Raw genomic sequence first — 16,127 nt, 5'->3', positions numbered from 1 at the left:
GTTTCCCGGGGGCACCTTCGGACAGGGTGGACGCCATGACTGTGGGATTCAGCGGTGATGTCGCCGAGTACTACGCGAAGTTCCGCCGTGGGTACCCGCCTCAGGTTCTCGACGCGCTGCAGGGAGCCTTCGAGCTGACCACGGACGACATCGTGCTGGATCTCGGGTGCGGGACAGGCCAGCTGGCCGTCCCGCTCGCCTCGCGGGTCGGCTCGGTCATCGGCATGGATCCCGAGCCGGACATGCTGCGGCTCGCCAGGGACGCGGCTGCGAGACATGGCGTGCGCAACGCGAACTGGGTCCTCGGTGCCGACACCGATGTCCCCGCGCTCGGTGAGCTGATGGGGCGGCGGTCGCTGGCGATGACGGTCATCGGGCAGGCACTCCACTGGATGCGACACGGAGAACTCTTCCGCGCGCTGTCGCCACTGATCCGCCCAGGAGGAGGCATCGCGGTGATCGCCAACGGGACGCCCCTGTGGCTACAGGACAATGACTGGTCCCGCTCACTGCGGTCCTGTCTGGAGGACTACTTCGGCACGAGGCTGGAGGCCTCCTGCGGCACCGGAGCGTCGGATCGGCTTCGCTATGCGCAGGCACTGGAGGCCGCCGGGTTCGAAGATGTGCGGGAAATCCTGATCGAGTACAGCGATGAGCTGACTTTCGACCAGCTCGTCGGCGGGGTCTGCTCCGCCATCCCCGCGGACGAACTGCCCGGACCGGAAGCCCGGCCGGCCTTCGCGGAGCGCATCCGCCGGTCACTTCCACCGGGCCGGTACTTCACGGAGGAGGTCGTGGTCTCGGTGCTCGTGGGCCGGAACAGGTGATCAGCCGCCAGCTGCCCCGGCTCGTGCCCGTGCCCGTGCCCGTGCGGTGGCGAAGGCAGGACGCGGTGCCGGTCTCGCCGCCGGACTCCTGAAGCGGGTGTCATGCACCGGCTCGGGGCGGGAGCGGGCCTGCCCCTCGGCGCGAGGTCGGCGGCGGTGTGTCAGGAGATCTCAGGTGTCCCAGCGGACCAGGGAGAGCTGCGGGCCGCCGGTGAGGTAGCTGCGGAGGGCGCCGGATGTGGAGGGGACGAAGTTCTCCGGGAGGGCGTCTGTGGGGACCCAGCGGACCTGGGAGTGCTTGCCCGGTTCGAGGTTCCCGGGCTCACCCGACCACTCGTGGGCGGCGAAGACGACGGTGAGGTAGCCGTTCGGGGACTCGACACCCCAGGCCCCGTGGACGACATGGGCCAGGCTCAGATGCTCGGCCTTCACCACCAGGCCGGTCTCCTCGCGGAGTTCGCGTACGGCGGTCCCGGTGACGGGCTCGCCGGGGTCGCTCTTGCCGGTGGGCAGGTCCCACATCCCCCGCGCGAACTTGGCCCGCGGGCCGCGCTGGAGGAGGAGGACGCGGTCGGCGGCCCGGTCGTGGACGATGACGGCCGCCACCAGCAGGGTCATCGATTCGAGCGCGGGCGGCAGAGCGGTGCGGGTCTCGTGCTCGGGCTGTGCCACGGTGATCCCTTCGGGAGTCGGGTCCCCGAGCATGTCAGGCCGGGCGGTCCGGCGGCCGGGGTTCCGGCGGGGCGGTCAGCATGTCGAGCGCGTCGCGCAGGCCGCGGGGGCGGGCGATGCCCGGCAGGCGCAGCCCCCGCCAGCCCGGCCCGGCGACCAGTACGGCGGGGCGCACGCGGGCGCCGCGCACGCCCCAGGCGGTGGCGCGCACCCGGCGGACCAGGACGGGATCGGCGGTACGGCGGGTCTGGGACCACAGGACGACGGCGGACGGCCCGGTGCGCCGCACCGCCTCCTCCATCGCCCCGGCCGGGACGGAGGCGCCGAACATCCGGATGCCGGCGCCGTGTTCGGCCAGTGCGGCGGCCAGGACCTCCAGCGGGAGGGTATGGGTCTCGTCGGGCGCGCAGGCCAGCAGCACCGGGGCGGAGGGCGCGGATGGTCCGGAGGGTGCGCGGGAGGCGGGGCGCGGCCGGACCGTCACACGGCGCAGGGCCGAGGAGACGTGCCAGGACAGCAGGTGCTCCACCTCCACGTAGCGCTCGCCGGAGGTGACCCACTTGCGGCCCGCCGCCCGCAGGGTGGGCATGATCACCTCCTCCCAGGCGCCGGCCACGCCGTGCGCGGCGATCGCCCGGTCCAGCAGGTCGTCGAGGGCGGGGGCGTCCAGGCGTACGGCCGCGCGGGCCAGCCCCCGGCACTCCCGGCTCACGCTGCCGCCCACGGGCAGGGTGTTGCCGCCGCCCGCGCGGGCCGGTACGGAGGGTGGTTCGGCGGGCTCCGCGGGTGATGCGGACTCCGTGGGGTGTGCGGGCCGCGCGGGCGCGGGGGCCGCCGGGCCGGGGGAGACGGCGGCGCGCGCCTGGCGGGCGGCCTCCGCCGGGGGCACGCCGGAGGCGGTCAGACGGCACATGGCCTCCAGCACCGCGATGTCCCCCGGCGACCACCGCCGGTGCCTGCCGCCCTCCCGGACGCTCGGCCCCAGCCCGTACCGCCGGTCCCACGAGCGCAGGGTGGTGGGCGCGACGCCCAGCCGCCGGGCGACGGCGCCGGTGCTGAGTCCCGCCTGCCCGGGCACTGCCTGCCCGGGCAGGCGGTCATCGGTTTCCGGAGCATCCGCCATGCGTCCAGGGTAGTCGACGCAGAAACGATGCAACTTGCCGTCAATCGTCATGCGCTCCACCGTGGAACCACCGAAGCGCACCCCGCGCCCGGTGGGAGGAGCGAAGCCATGACGCTCGCGACGGTCCAGGTGGCGGCCCCTCGTACGACCCTCCGCCCGGACACGCTCACGCGGCCGCGCCGGCCGGCCCCCCAAGGCGCGGCCGCCTCCGAGGAAGATCTGGCCAATGCCCTGGCGGGCGGCGAGGAATGGGCCCTGGCCGAACTCCTCGAACGCCGGGGCACGCTCGTCCACACCCTGTCCGCCCGCGTCCTGTCCGCCCGCGTCCTGGGCGACCGCCAGGACGCGGAGGACGTCATCCAGCAGGCCTTCCCGGCCGCCTGGCGCGGCCGGGACACCTACCGGCCCGAGCGCGGCACACTGCCCGGCCGGCTCGTCGGCATCACCCGCAAGGTGGCGGCCGACGCGCCGACCGCCCGCGCCCGGCGCCGCGAGCCGGCCGCGGCGGGCTCCACGTTCCCACCCGCCGTGGCCGGACCCCATCCGGACGAGGTCCCGGACCGCCTCCTGGTCGCCCACGCGCCGGCCGGGCCGCCCACGCGCCGTCCGGTACCCCCTGTGACCCTCCGTTGACTCCCGTGAGGAGACGGCAACCATGAACATCCGGGACGAACTGCCCATGGACCACCGGCTGGCCCGTGTCTACCGCTACGGAGCCGCCGTCAGCGGCGTCATCCTGCTGGTCTTCGGGATCCTCGGATTCGCCAACCGGCTCGACTTCTTCGACACCACCGGTTCCGAGATAGCCGGGCTGTCCAGCAACGGCCTGCTGAGCCTGATCTCGGTGACCGTCGGAACGCTCCTGATCGCCGGAGCGGTCATCGGCGGCAACTTCGCCTCCACGCTCAACATGACGGTCGGCGTGCTGTTCATCCTCAGCGGCTTCGTCAACCTGGCCCTGCTGGAGACGTCCGCCAACATCCTGGCGTTCCGCATGCCCAACGTCATCTTCAGCTTCCTGATGGGCCTGGTCATCGGCACATTCGGGATGTATGGGCGGATAAGTGGCGGACTGTCGCACGACAACCCATACTGGCTCAGGCGCCACCCTGAGCAGGCTGCCGCCGAGGAGGAGCGCAGGCGCCGCCTGGCGGCAGCGGGGATCGGCGCACCGGGCCGCACCCCCGAGGCCCTCGGAGCAGGGGGAATGCGGGGAACCGGCCCGGACCGGCCCGCTCTGAACCGTGACAATCACCGTGAAAGCGCCCGTGAAAGCGCCCGAGGAAGGGCGTAGTGGCACGCCGACCGACCAACCCCCACAACAGGCGACGGACCGTCAATCCGTGGAATCCGTCGCGAAGTGCATCCGAAAGGGCCGGCAGTCCGGAAGAGAGGGTGAAGTCCCGCGTCCGAGCGGGGCTCCCACGAAGGGAAATCCCGATGATGAACTCGCGCAGCAGGAAGATCGCCTCCGTCACCGCCGGTGCGTGCGCACTGTCCCTGGCCGTGGCCGTCCCCGCCTCCGCGGACAACCACACGCAGGGCGAGAAGGCATCGGTCTCGGTCTTCCACGGCGTCCCCGGCCTCACCGTCGACGTCTACGCCAACGGCAACGAGCTGCTCCCCGACTTCGAGCCCGGCACCCTGACCGAGCCGCAGTCCCTGGACCCGGGCACCTACGACATCGAGATCTTCGCGGACGGCGAGGGCCCCGACGGCGACCCCGCCATCCAGGAGAGCGTCGAGGTCCCGGCCGGCGCGAACGCCACGCTCGCCGCACACCTGAGCGCGGAGGGCGACCCCATGCTCACCACCTTCGTCAACGACACCTCCGACGTCCCCGCCGGGCAGTCCCGGCTGACCGTCCGCCATGTGGCCGCCGCTCCGGCCGTGGACGTCCGCGCCGGCGGGGAACCGGTCATCGAGGGCCTGACCAACCCCAACGAGGAGTCGCTGGAGGTGCCCGCCGGTACGGTGAGCGCCGACGTGGTCCTCGCCGGGACCGATACCGTGGCCATAGGCCCCGCCGACCTGGAACTCGGTGAGGGCGCCAACACCGTCGTCTACGCCTGGGGCAGCGCCGAGGACGAGAACCTCGCGCTGAAGACGCAGACGATCAGCGGCATGGCCTCCGCGCCGGGCGGCGTGGACGCCGGTGAGAGCGGTGCGATGGCCGCGGACAACGAGTCCGCCACCGCCTGGCTGACCTGGGGCACCGCGGGCGCCGTCGCGGTCGCCGGTCTGCTGGCCGCCCGCCGCCGCTACGCCAGGGACAACTGACGGCCATGCGTGCCCTCATCGGGGGTGGGCGGCCCTCCGCGGCGGCCGTGACGGCCGCCGCGGTGGTCGCCGTCGTCCTGGCGGCGCTGCTGGCCTGGTCGCTGCGGCCGTCCGGAGCCGTGGTGCCGCAGGACTTCGGCGACCGGCCGCGGGCCCAGGAGCCCGCGGCCGGGGCGCCGTTCGAGGTCCACGACAGCGAGGCGGACGACGGGGGCGGCGCGTCCGCCCCCGAGCCGGTGGCCCTGAGCATCCCCCGGCTCTCCCTGGACGCCCGCGTCCAGGACGTCGGGGTCGAGGACGACGGCACGGTGGAGATCCCCGAGGACGCCGGGCAGGCCGGCTGGTACCGCTACGGCCCCGCGCCGGGTGCGCCCGCCGGCTCCGCCGTCGTCGTCGGCCATGTCGACGACCGCACCGGCGACCTGGGCGCCTTCGCCAAGCTGTACGGCGTCCGCGAGGGCGACGACATCACCGTCGAGCGCCAGGGCGCCCCGCCGCTGCGGTACGAGGTGACGGCCCGTGAGGTGGTCGACCAGGACAGCCTCCCCGACGAGGTGTTCCGGCGCGACGGACGGCCGGTGCTGACCCTGGTCACCTGTGCGCCCCCGTACGACCGGGAGAGCGGCGGTTACCAGAAGAACCTGCTGGTGTACGCCGTCCCCGCCGGGGGGTGAGGCTCGGGGGCGACCGGGGCCGGGCCGCCGGCACGGTACGGTCCGGCGACAGGCCGCCACGGCGGCACGGCGGCACGGCGAGGAGGAGGACGGCGTGGACCGCTGTGACCCCACCCTGTCGGCCGCGCTCGCCTTCGAAGAGGCCTCCGAACAGGAGACCCGTGCCGCCGAGCGGCATCTGGAGCACTGCGCCGCCTGCCGCGAGGAGCTGGCGGCCCCGCGGGAACTGGCGGACACCGCCCGCCGCGCCGCCCCCGCCGACGGCACCGGTCCGCCGCGAACACCGGCGACGGGGTGTACCGCGGGTAACCGAAACGAGACCGGGACGTGACCTCGGCGTGGGCAACCCCGCCGGGGGCCCGGAGGTCGGGGAACCCGGGCGCGGAGAGCGAAGCGTGCGCATCGCGTACGCGCCGTGCGCGCCCGGACAGTTCCGACCACCGAGGAGATGCGAAGAGTGCGACGCCACTCGAGGCACAGACTGTGGCAGCGGGCCGTCGGCGGCCTGACCGTCGCCGGAATGCTGGCCGCCGGCACCGTCGGCACGGCCAACGCGGAGGAGCCCGGAGGCGCCGCGCCGATCCCGGTGGCCTTCACCGGGCCCGACTCGTTCGACCTGTCGCTCCAGGCGGGGAAGCCCGCCGAGGGCGAGGCACAGATCGAGGTGGGGCTCAAGGCACCCGGCGAGGTCGATCCCGACCACGAGGGCGTCATTCCCCCCATCCACCAGGGGGAGTACACCGTCACCATCGACGCGACCGGCCTGGAGGGCGTCGCGGACGTGAAGCTGCCCTGCGAAGCCGACGGACTGGTGGCCGTCTGCTCCCAGTACACGGTCTACGCGGGCGGGGACCACAACCCGAGCTGGTGGATCGGCCTCGCGCCCGGCGCGGAGAGCGAGGCCGGGGACACCGGCACCATCACCGTCACCGGCGAGGGCGAGGGACTGGAGTTCACCGAGCACAGCATCGACGTCCTCGTCGGCGGCCCCGAGTTCCGCATGCGCACGCTCACCGAGCCCGAGGGCTTCGCCGCCGGCGACACCTTCGAGGCCCCGCTGGGCTTCCGCAACACAGGCGGCATGGCCGCCGACGGGGCCGTCCTGCGGTTCACGGGCTCGCGCGGACTGTCCTTCCCCGAGGAGTACGGCAACTGCGCGTACGCCGTGGAGAACGAGGACAACCTGATCCGGATGCGGCACGTCGCCCTGTGCGCCTTCGAGGGCACCTTCGAGAAGGGCGCCTCCTACGAGGTCGGCGAGCCGGTGAAGGTGAGGACCGCCGACTTCGCGCTCCACGACATCTTCTCCTACAGCTTCACCGCCCTCTCCCCCGAGGAGGCGGACCGGCTGCGCGCGGACGGTGACTACCGCCAGGGCGAGGGCGCCGAGCTGACGATCAGGCAGGCGGAGGGCGGCGGCGACTACGCCCGGTACGCCGAGCTCGACTTCCCGAGGAAGAACACCTACGACCTGGACCTCACCGGCGACCGGGCGGACGGGAAGAAGGGCGAGACGGTGGCGGTGGACGTCGCCATGCACAACCGCGGCCCGGGCTGGATCGGGTCGCTGCGCGCGGGCGGCGAGCCCATCGGCTTCACCGTGGACATCCCCGAGGGCGCGACGGTGGCCAAGGCGCCCAGGGCCTGCGGCCCGCACAACATCGAGGGCGTGGAGCAGCCCGACAGCTACCTGTGCTGGGCCGACACCCCGATGCTGGAGGACAGCCGGGAGGACTTCGCCTTCGAGCTGCGGATCGACGAGGTCGTCGAGGGCGCCAGGGGCCGGATCCACATGCCCAAGTGGGACAACCCCTGGGAGGGGAACCCCGCCAACGACGACGGCTGGATCGTGCTCAACGGCACCGGCGACGAGGAGACCCCCGGCGACGGCGACTCCACCGGCGGCACGGGCGGCTCCGGCTCCGGCTCCGAAGGCAAGGGCGGCGGCGACGGTGACGGCAGGAACGGCGGTGAGGACGGCGGCAAGGGCGACGGCGACGGCGGCTCCACCGGCTCCGCCGGGACCTCCGACGGCACCTCCGGCGGCGAGAGCGCGGACGGCAGCCTGGCCTCCACCGGCACGACCGCGCTGACGGCGGGCGGACTCGCCCTGCTCCTGCTGGCCGCGGGCGGCGCGGCCGTGGTGATCGTGCGCCGCCGCCGCGCGGCGGGCGCCGGCGCGGACGGTACGGGCGGCGCGGCGGCCTGACCGACCGCGCTCCCGCAACACACGGGGGTGCGCCCGCCGGAACCGGCGGGCGCACCCCCGTGCGCATGCCCTCAGCCGGCCGGTACGCCGATCGGACCGCCGTCGGCGGGAAGGCGTTCCACGGCGCCGGCGAGCGCCTCGGCGTCGGCCGCGTCCAGCCCGATGCCGAAGACGTCCCGCAGGACCTCGGGCACCTCGCGCGGCCTCAGCTCCCGCACCCGGCGCGAGCCGTCCGCGCGGGCGGTGGTCACCCAGCTCGTGCCGTACAGCGCCTGGCGGACGTCCGGGCCGGTGCGCTGGACGATCGGGCGCCGGACGAACGGCGAGCGGGGATGGGTGGAGACGTAGTGGCTGCCCACCTCCCAGTCGATCGCGTACCGCGGGTCCAGGGTGAAGGTGTGCAGGTCGCACCAGTCATCCCCGGCCCCGCGCCGCTCGTGCAGCACCCACTCCCGGGCCTTTGCGGTCGCGCCCAGGGGGGTGACGGTGCGCTCCAGCCGGAACTCCCATCCGCTGCCGGAGGTCCGCGCGCCGTCGGCCAGCTCGACCGGCTCCAGCGGACTGCCTCCGAAGCCGACGTCGCAGATCCACACCCGTCCGGTGTCCGCCGTCCCGGCCGTCTCCACGCGCAGGAGGGCGTGCGTGGCGGGGCGTACGCGGCCCGAGCCCATGCCCACCCGGGAAGTGAGGCCGCCGACGCCGAAGCCCAGCCGCTCCAGGGCGGCGGCGAAGAGCCGGGCGTGCTCGAAGCAGTAGCCGCCGCGCGCCCGGCGCACGATCTTGTCCTGGAGGGCGGGCAGGCCGAGCGGGACCGGCCGGCCCAGGACGATCTCCAGGTTCTCGAAGGGGATGCCCAGCACGTGCGCGCGGTGCAGGGCGCGCAGGGTCGCCTCGGTGGGGGAGCGGTCCCCGGTGTGGCCGATCCGGGCCAGATAGGCGTCCAGATCCAGCTCCGCGCCGTTCCAGCGCCGGTCCGAGCCGTCCTCGCCGGTGTTCTCCGCGTCCGTGCTCTCGGCGTCCGTCATAGCCGTACGTCCTCCCCGTCGTGTACGTCCGCGCGGGTCGGCGGGCGCCGGCCTGCACGAACGAACGTATGACCTCAAGCGGGCTTGAGGTCAAGGAGCAGCCGGTCCCTCGCGGAGCCCTGGCGCCGAGCCTCGGCGCGGAGGCTCAGCGCAGGGGCTTGGCGTAGCAGCGGCTGTCGGGCTCGTGGCGGTAGACCCCGAACTTCTCGGTGAGCGTGTAGCCGCTCGACTCGTACAGCGCCATCGCCTCCGGCTGCTTGGTGCCGGTCTCCAGCACCATCCGCAGCCGCCCCGCCTCCCGCGCGTCCTCCTCCAGCAGGGCCAGGATGCGGCGGGACAGCCCCTGGCGCCGCGCCTCGCGGATCACGAACATCCGCTTGAGCTCGGCGTCGCCGTCGCGGTAGTTCTCCCCGTTCTCGTCCATCGCCCGCCAGCCGCCGGTGGCCACGGGCCGGTCCCGCTCGTCGTACGCGATCAGGAACAGGCCGCCGGGCGGCGAGAACATCCCGGGGTCCAGCGGTGTGACGTCGCCCTCGCCGCCGTAGCGCTCGGCGTACTCCAGCTGCACCAGATCGGTGAGCTTCGCGGCGTCGGGGTGGTCGTAGGCGACGGGCGTGATGCGCATGTCCGCATCGTAAGGTGCCGGGGTGCTGACGATTTCGACGGTCAATGTGAACGGGCTGCGCGCCGCCGCGAAGAAGGGCTACACCCAGTGGCTGGCCGCCACCGAGGCGGATGTGGTGTGCCTGCAGGAGGTGCGCGCCGAGCCGGACCAACTCCCCGGCGAGGTACGCGATCCGGAGGGCTGGCACGCGGTGTACGCCCCCGCCGCCGCCAAGGGGCGCGCGGGCGTGGCGGTGCTCACCCGGCGTGCGCCCGAGGAGGTGCGGGTGGGGTTCGGGGTGAGCGAGTTCACGGACTCCGGCCGCTATCTGGAGGTGGATCTGCCGGGCCTGACCGTGGCCAGCCTCTACCTGCCCTCGGGCGAGGCCGGTACCGAGCGGCAGGAGGAGAAGGAGCGCTTCATGGCGGCCTTCCTGCCCTATCTGGCCGGGCTGCGCGAGCGCGCCGCCGCGGCCGGCCGTGAGGTCCTGGTCTGCGGCGACTGGAACATCGCCCACCAGGAGGCCGACATCAGGAACTGGAAGGCCAACCGGAAGAACTCCGGCTTCCTGCCCGAGGAGCGCGCCTGGCTCGGCCGGGTCTTCGACGAGGCCGGCTACGCCGACGTCGTCCGCCGCCTCCACCCGGACCAGGACGGGCCGTACTCGTGGTGGTCCTACCGGGGCCGTGCCTTCGACAACGACGCAGGGTGGAGGATCGACCTTCACGTCGCCACCGAGCCGCTGGCGCGGCGGGCGGTGAAGGCGTACGTGGAGCGCGCGGCCGACCACGCGGGCCGGTGGAGCGACCACGCGCCGGTGACGGCCGTCTACGCGCCCTGACGGCCGGAGGCGCCGCCCCCGTCGCCGTCGTCCCCGTCCCCGTTGCCCGCGCCGCCCTCGCCGCGCCCGCCCGGCAGGAGGCTCGTGGCCAGCCGGCGGGACTCCGCCAGCAGGGGGCCCAGCACCGACAGCCCGTCGGGTACGGCGGTGGCGTGCCGGGGGAGCTCGGCGCGGAGCCGGTCCTGCTCGACGCGGATCTCCCCGACGGCCTCGCGCAGTTCGCGGCGGGCCGTCTCGGGGGCGTCGCCGGTGACCGTGCGCCCGTAGGCGTCCAGGGCGGCGGCCACCCGGTTGAGGAAGCCGGCGTACGGGCGGGTGACCTCGTGGCCGGGACGGGGTACGTCGTCGCCCTCGTCGGCGGCCTCCAGCAGGGTCCGGGTCAAGGCGGTGAGGCGTTCGGCGACGTCCTCCAGGGTGGCCAGGGTCTCCTCGTACACCGCCGTCAGCCGTGCCGCCTCGGCGCGGCGGCGGCTCTCGGGGTTGAGACGCATGCTCTCGCGGCTCCAGCCGACCGCGGACTCCACGCCGCGGATCAGCCGGGGCAGCCGGCAGGCCCGGTCGTACCAGGCGCGGACGCGGTCGTACTCCCAGGGCTCGTCCAGGCCGTCCGCGACCTCGGTGACGATCTCCCGCGCCTCGCGGACGGCGGAGTCCACCGCCTCGCGCGCGCTGCGCAGATGGATGGGCGGCAGGAGCAGCGCGTTGACGCCGACGCCGACGGCAGTGCCCAGCAGGGCGGCCAGGACGCGGGAGACGGCCGAGTCGAGCGTGGCCTCGCCGGGGACGAGGGTGAACAGTGCGGCGGTGGAGGCGTAGATGCCCTGGGCGCCGAAGCGCGGCCAGTTGCCCAGCAGGGTGGTGACGGGCAGGACGAGGATCATCACCAGTACCGGATGGCCCAACGGGATGACCAGAGCCGCGGCGAGCACCGTGCCGACGGTGATCGCCATCGTCTGCTGGAGCCCCTGCCACACCGAGCGGTAGACGGTGGCCTGCACCAGGACCACCGCCACCCAGGGCGCCATCAGGGCGAAGGCGTCGGGCAGCAGCCAGGCGGCGGCCAGCCAGGCCAGGACGGCGGCGAGCGCGGCCTTGAGGGACTGGACGACGGCGTCGCGCTCCCGGCCCGGTCCCTGCCAGGCGCGGTGCAGGGAGCGGCCGCCCCAGACGGCCTCGGCCCGCACCGCGCGTACGGCGCGGGTCGTGGGGGAGGGGTGGTCGGAACGCGACGTGGACCCGGACTGTGTGTGCACCATCGGGATACGGGTTGCCGCGCGGACGGCGGTCATACATGCACTTAACGAGCATGGCGCGACAAAAGGGGCGGGCACCGGTCGGCCAGCGGTCGGCCACCGGCCGGTCGCCGGTCAGTCGCCGGACGGGCTCCCCGGCTCCCCGCCCGCTCCCGGTCCTCCGGGTTCCCCGCCCGGCCCCGTTCCCGTCCCCCTGTCCGGCCCGTCCGGCCGCGACCAGCTCTCCAGCTCCGCGCGGACGCGGCGGTCCATGGCCAGTGCCAGTTCGACGTCGACCACCTGCTTGGCCAGCGGGCGCAGCCGGTCCATCACGTCCGACAGGCGGCGGAGGTCGTCGGGGGAGAGCTCGCGGACGCCGGTGAACAGATGGGCGCGGACGAGGTTGGTGAACAGGTCGGCGACGGCGTCGGCGTGCTCGCGCACCACGCGCCCGGCCTCCAGCACGGCCCCCAGCGGGATGCCCTCGCCCACCAGGGCGGTGGAGGCGTCGAGCAGGCGGCGGCTGACGTGGACGACCTCGTCGCCGTCGACGGCGACGTAGCCCAGGTTCAGGGCGGCGGCGAGGTTGTCGGAGGTGACCTCGTCGGGGAAGTGCGCGGCCAGGTCCTCGGGGGTGAGGCGGACGGGGGTCTCCTCGGACCAGGGGGAGACCAGCGCGCTCTCCAGGCCGAGCAGTTCGGCCGCGCCGCCCGCGTCCCGGCCCTTCTCGAAGGCGTCGATCAGGTCGGCGATCCCGCCGAGGGTGTGGCCGCGGGCCAGCAGTGCGGAGATCGTCCGCAGCCGGTTGAGGTGGTGCTCGTTGTACCAGGCGATGCGGCCCTCGCGGCGCGGCGGCGGGAGGAGTCTGCGCTCGCGGTAGAACCGCAGGGTGCGCATGGTGATGCCGGCCGCCCCGGCGAGTTCGGCCGTGCGGTACTCGGCGGGCGGGGCCGTGCCGTCTCCTTCCGGTCCGGTCCGCGTGTGCGCCGCGCCGTCCGTCCGTCCGCTGTCCGCCGATGTTCTGTCCGCCACACCGGAGAGCCTATGCGGCGCCGGCGGCCGGACGTCCGGGCCAGGGGTGCAACCAGCGGTAACTTTCCCCTGCCGCACCCCTACCCATGGGTACGTTCCTGTTCTACTCTCCAACCATGCCAGTGATTACTGGCATGTTTCGCGGGTGAGACCACGCAGGACAGCAACACGCAGGACAGCAAGCAGGACACACCGGAGTCGGGAGGCGGCATGGCCGGACACGAACACGTACGGGTGGCGGTGATCGGGTCGGGATTCGGCGGCCTGGGCGCCGCCGTACGACTGCGCCGCGCGGGCATCACGGACTTCGCCGTACTGGAGCGCCGCGACTCCGTGGGCGGCACCTGGCGCGACAACAGCTACCCCGGGTGCGCCTGCGACGTGCCCTCCCACCTCTACTCGTTCTCGTTCGCGCCCAACCCCGACTGGCCGCGGAACTTCTCCGGGCAGGAGCACATCCGCGCCTACCTGGAGAAGGTCACCGACACCTTCGGGCTGCGCCCCCACATCCGCTTCAACTCCGAGGTGCTGAGCGCCCGCTGGGACACCGGGGCGCTGCACTGGGAGATCGAGACCGCCCGCGGCACCCTGACCGCCGACATGCTCGTCTCGGCCACCGGCCCGCTCTCCGACCCCAAGATCCCCGACATCCCCGGCCTGGACGGCTTCACCGGCAAGGTCTTCCACTCCGCCCAGTGGGACCACGACTACGACCTGCGCGGCAAGCGCGTCGCCATGATCGGCACCGGCGCCTCCGCCATCCAGATCGTCCCCTCGATCCAGCCACTGGTGGACAGACTCACCCTCTTCCAGCGCACCCCGCCGTGGGTCATGCCGCGCATGGACCGGGAGATCACCGGAGCCGAGCGCTGGCTGCACGCCAAGGTGCCCCCCACGCGCGCGCTGCGCCGCCAGATGCTCTGGCTGATCAGGGAGTTCCAGGTCGGCGCCTTCACCAAGCACCCCGCACAGCTCGGCCTGGTGGAGAAACTCGCCAGGCACCACATGACCAAGGTCGTCAAGGACCCGGTGCTGCGCGCCAGGCTGACCCCCGACTACCGCATCGGCTGCAAGCGCATCCTGCTGTCCAACACCTACTATCCGGCCCTGGTCCAGCCCAACGTGGACGTGGTCGCCTCCGGTTTGAAGGAGGTGCGCGGCAACACCCTGGTGGCCGCCGACGGCACCGGGACCGAGGTGGACGCGGTGATCTTCGGCACCGGCTTCCACGTCACCGACATGCCGGTCGCCCGGCGGATCACCGGCGCGGGGGGCATCACGCTGGCCGAGGCCTGGAAGGACGGCATGGAGGCGCTGCGCGGCTCCACGGCCACGGGCTTCCCCAACTTCATGACCGTCATCGGGCCCAACACCGGCCTCGGCAACAGCTCGATGATCCTCATGATCGAGGCGCAGCTCAACTACATGATCGACTACCTCGGGCAACTGGGGACGCTCACCGCCGGACCGGGCGGCCGGGCCGCGCTCGACGCCCGCCCCGAGGCGGTGCGCTCGTGGACCGACCACGTCCAGCGGCGGATGACGCGCACCGTGTGGAACACCGGCGGCTGCGACAGCTGGTATCTGGACGCCAACGGCCGCAACACCACCGTGTGGCCGGGCACGACCGGCGAGTTCAGGAAGGTGACCAGGCGCGTGGACCTGGCCGAGTACGAGGTGCTGCGGGCCCCGGCCCGCTCCGGACAGCGGAAGGCGGAGGCGACCCGATGAGCCGTGGACCCCGAGCGACCGGCGGGCCGTACGCCCCGCCCACCCCCCGCCGAGAGCTGACCGTGACCTCCGCCGACGGCTCCCGGCTGCACGTCGAGGAGCACGGGCGCGAGGACGGGCCGACCGTCGTCCTGGTGCACGGCTGGACCTGCTCGACCGCCTTCTGGGGCCCCGTGGTCCGGCGGCTGGCCGACGACCACCGGGTGTTCGTCTACGACCAGCGCGGCCACGGCCGCTCCCCGGCCGTCGGCCCCGACGGCTACAGCACCGACGCCCTCGCCGACGACCTGTGCGCCGTCCTGGACACGGCCGGGTCCCGGGCGGTCGTCGCCGGGCACTCCATGGGCGGCATGACGGTCATGGCCGCCGCCGGGCGCCCGCAGCTGCGCGAGCGCGTCGCCGCCGCGCTGCTGTGCAACACCGGCAGCTCCCGGCTGCTGGACGAGTCCACCGTCGCTCCGCTGAGAGCGGGGAGGCTGCGCCACCGGATCCAGAAGGCCGTCCTCGGCTCCAGCCTGCCGCTGGGGCCGGTGACGCCACTGGGCATGCGCGTCCTGCGGTACGCCACCATGGGGCCCGGCGCGACGAAGGAGCAGGTTCAGGCGTGCGCCCGCATCGTCCACGCCTGCCCGCGCACCGTGCGTGCCTTCTGGGCCCGGAAGGTCCTGGCCGTGCTGGACCTGGACGCCAACCTCGCCTCCCTGGACCTGCCCGTCGGCGTCATCGCCGGCGAGAAGGACCGGCTCACCCCGCCGGTGCTCTCCCGCCGCCTCGCCGAGGCGCTGCCGAACTGCACCGGCCTGACCGAACTGCCCGGCCTGGGGCACATGACGCCCCTGGAGGACCCCGACGCCGTCACCGGCGCGGTGGCCGCGCTGGTGCGCGACCACCTGGCGGACGGCGTACGGCGGGAAGCCGAACAGCGGAACACACCGCCGGCCCAGGCGCCGGCCGGGAAGGAGAGCGCGTAATGGCACGCAGGGACCTCCAGGGTCAGGTCGCGGTGGTGACGGGCGCGGCCCGGGGCGTGGGCGAACTCCTCGCCCGCAAGCTGGCGGCGCGCGGGGCGCGGCTCGCGCTGGTCGGGCTGGAGCCGGACGAACTGAAGAAGGTCGGTGAGACGCTGCCGACGGACTCCGCGCACTGGCACGCCGACGTCACCGACCACGCGGCCATGTCCCGGGTGGCCCGCGAGGTGCGCGAGCGCTTCGGCGCGGTGGACATCGTCGTCGCCAACGCGGGCGTGGCCACCGGCGGCCCCTTCACCGACTCCGACGAGACCGCCTGGCGCCGGGTCATCGAGGTCAACCTGCTGGGCAGCGCCACCACCGCCCGCGCCTTCCTGCCCGCCCTGATCGAGTCGCGCGGCTACCTGCTCCAGATCGCCTCGCTCGCCGCGCTCACCCCGGCCCCGATGATGACGGCGTACTGCACCTCCAAGTCGGGCGTGGAGGCCTTCGCCCACAGCCTGCGCGCGGAGGTCGGCTACCAGGGGGTGCGGGTCGGCGTCGGCTACCTGAGCTGGACCGACACCGACATGGTGCGCGGCGCCGACCAGGACGAGGTGCTGCGCGACCTGCGCGGCCGGCTGCCCTGGCCGGCCGGCAGGACCTACCCGCTGGGCCCGGCGGTGGACCGGATCGTCACGGGCATCGAGCGGCGCTCGTTCCACGTCTACGGGCAGTGGTGGCTGCGCGGCATGCAGTCGATCCGCGGCTACCTGCCCGGGGTCATCGGCCGGGTCGGCCAGCGTGAGATGAAGCACTTCGCGCCCCGCCTGGCCGCCTCCGGCGGCGGTCCGCGCGGCCTGGTCGGCGCGGGCGGCGCGGCGGACGAGAAGGAGCGCACGGAGCGCACGGAGGGCTGAGGCACAGAAG

The 16,127-nt window shown here is 73.9% G+C and carries 17 protein-coding genes; 11 read left to right on the top strand and 6 right to left on the bottom strand.

Translation table 11 applies throughout. The features are described from left to right. Positions 1 to 35: 35 nt before the first annotated feature. Positions 36 to 827: a class I SAM-dependent methyltransferase gene (locus BM237_RS00810; RefSeq protein ID WP_093847330.1), complete on the top strand. Its 792-nt coding sequence runs from the start codon at positions 36 to 38 to the stop codon at positions 825 to 827. Between the two features lie 171 nt (positions 828 to 998). Here BM237_RS00810 and BM237_RS00805 read toward each other — a convergent pair whose 3' ends face one another. Both BM237_RS00805 and BM237_RS00800 read right to left on the bottom strand, forming a co-directional pair. Beyond that, positions 999 to 1,532, bottom strand: coding sequence for an NUDIX domain-containing protein (locus BM237_RS00805; RefSeq protein WP_093846680.1), 534 nt, complete (start codon positions 1,530 to 1,532; stop codon positions 999 to 1,001). 1 nt (position 1,533) lies between these two features. Next, positions 1,534 to 2,622, bottom strand: coding sequence for a MerR family transcriptional regulator (locus tag BM237_RS00800; protein ID WP_093846678.1), 1,089 nt, complete (start codon positions 2,620 to 2,622; stop codon positions 1,534 to 1,536). A 108-nt stretch (positions 2,623 to 2,730) separates the two neighbouring features. On the opposite strand from BM237_RS00800, the gene BM237_RS00795 reads away from it, so the two are divergent. The 6 genes from BM237_RS00795 to BM237_RS00770 all read left to right on the top strand — a co-directional run bounded on the left by BM237_RS00795 (position 2,731) and on the right by BM237_RS00770 (position 7,785). Further along, complete coding sequence (locus tag BM237_RS00795; protein ID WP_093846676.1) at positions 2,731 to 3,255, top strand: sigma factor; 525 nt, start codon at positions 2,731 to 2,733, stop codon at positions 3,253 to 3,255. Positions 3,256 to 3,277: 22 nt separating this feature from the next. Further along, positions 3,278 to 3,916, top strand: coding sequence for a DUF4383 domain-containing protein (locus tag BM237_RS00790; protein WP_093846674.1), 639 nt, complete (start codon positions 3,278 to 3,280; stop codon positions 3,914 to 3,916). Positions 3,917 to 4,062: 146 nt separating this feature from the next. Next, entirely contained in the window at positions 4,063 to 4,902 is an 840-nt protein-coding gene (locus BM237_RS00785; protein ID WP_093846672.1) for a DUF4397 domain-containing protein, read from the top strand. A gap of 5 nt (positions 4,903 to 4,907) precedes the next feature. Beyond that, positions 4,908 to 5,576, top strand: a complete 669-nt coding sequence (locus tag BM237_RS00780) for a class F sortase (protein ID WP_093846670.1) — start codon at positions 4,908 to 4,910, stop codon at positions 5,574 to 5,576. A gap of 94 nt (positions 5,577 to 5,670) precedes the next feature. Then, positions 5,671 to 5,907: an anti-sigma factor gene (locus BM237_RS00775; RefSeq protein ID WP_093846668.1), complete on the top strand. Its 237-nt coding sequence runs from the start codon at positions 5,671 to 5,673 to the stop codon at positions 5,905 to 5,907. A gap of 117 nt (positions 5,908 to 6,024) precedes the next feature. Further along, complete coding sequence (locus BM237_RS00770) at positions 6,025 to 7,785, top strand: COG1361 family protein (protein WP_425443623.1); 1,761 nt, start codon at positions 6,025 to 6,027, stop codon at positions 7,783 to 7,785. A gap of 71 nt (positions 7,786 to 7,856) precedes the next feature. On the opposite strand, the gene BM237_RS00765 is transcribed toward BM237_RS00770, so the two are convergent. Both BM237_RS00765 and BM237_RS00760 read right to left on the bottom strand, forming a co-directional pair. After that, positions 7,857 to 8,810, bottom strand: coding sequence for an arylamine N-acetyltransferase family protein (locus BM237_RS00765; protein WP_093846664.1), 954 nt, complete (start codon positions 8,808 to 8,810; stop codon positions 7,857 to 7,859). A 145-nt stretch (positions 8,811 to 8,955) separates the two neighbouring features. Continuing rightward, positions 8,956 to 9,435: a GNAT family N-acetyltransferase gene (locus BM237_RS00760; RefSeq protein WP_093846662.1), complete on the bottom strand. Its 480-nt coding sequence runs from the start codon at positions 9,433 to 9,435 to the stop codon at positions 8,956 to 8,958. 22 nt (positions 9,436 to 9,457) lie between these two features. On the opposite strand from BM237_RS00760, the gene BM237_RS00755 reads away from it, so the two are divergent. Further along, on the top strand, positions 9,458 to 10,255 hold the full coding sequence (locus BM237_RS00755; protein ID WP_093846660.1) for an exodeoxyribonuclease III: 798 nt from the start codon (positions 9,458 to 9,460) through the stop codon (positions 10,253 to 10,255). Here the strand turns inward: BM237_RS00755 and BM237_RS00750 are convergent. Both BM237_RS00750 and BM237_RS00745 read right to left on the bottom strand, forming a co-directional pair. Further along, on the bottom strand, positions 10,243 to 11,511 hold the full coding sequence (locus tag BM237_RS00750; RefSeq protein WP_175540833.1) for an FUSC family protein: 1,269 nt from the start codon (positions 11,509 to 11,511) through the stop codon (positions 10,243 to 10,245). The genes BM237_RS00755 and BM237_RS00750 overlap by 13 nt on opposite strands. A gap of 111 nt (positions 11,512 to 11,622) precedes the next feature. Beyond that, on the bottom strand, positions 11,623 to 12,384 hold the full coding sequence (locus BM237_RS00745) for a MerR family transcriptional regulator (RefSeq protein WP_093847328.1): 762 nt from the start codon (positions 12,382 to 12,384) through the stop codon (positions 11,623 to 11,625). A gap of 345 nt (positions 12,385 to 12,729) precedes the next feature. On the opposite strand from BM237_RS00745, the gene BM237_RS00740 reads away from it, so the two are divergent. Genes BM237_RS00740 through BM237_RS00730 form a run of 3 tightly spaced genes read left to right on the top strand, consistent with a single transcriptional unit; the run spans position 12,730 to position 16,117 of the window. Beyond that, the gene (locus BM237_RS00740) at positions 12,730 to 14,250 is read left to right on the top strand and encodes a flavin-containing monooxygenase (RefSeq protein ID WP_093846656.1); all 1,521 of its coding nucleotides are present in this window, start codon (positions 12,730 to 12,732) and stop codon (positions 14,248 to 14,250) included. Continuing rightward, positions 14,247 to 15,221, top strand: a complete 975-nt coding sequence (locus BM237_RS00735; RefSeq protein ID WP_093846655.1) for an alpha/beta fold hydrolase — start codon at positions 14,247 to 14,249, stop codon at positions 15,219 to 15,221. Before BM237_RS00740 ends, BM237_RS00735 begins: the two co-directional genes overlap by 4 nt. Further along, entirely contained in the window at positions 15,221 to 16,117 is an 897-nt protein-coding gene (locus tag BM237_RS00730; protein ID WP_093846653.1) for an SDR family oxidoreductase, read from the top strand. The genes BM237_RS00735 and BM237_RS00730 overlap by 1 nt, the downstream gene beginning before the upstream one ends. The last annotated feature ends 10 nt before the right edge of the window (positions 16,118 to 16,127 follow it).

It is taken from the genome of Streptomyces mangrovi, assembly GCF_900114215.1.
Lineage (GTDB): Bacteria > Actinomycetota > Actinomycetes > Streptomycetales > Streptomycetaceae > Streptomyces > Streptomyces barkulensis.
This window is presented reverse-complemented; position numbering and strand designations above follow the sequence as displayed.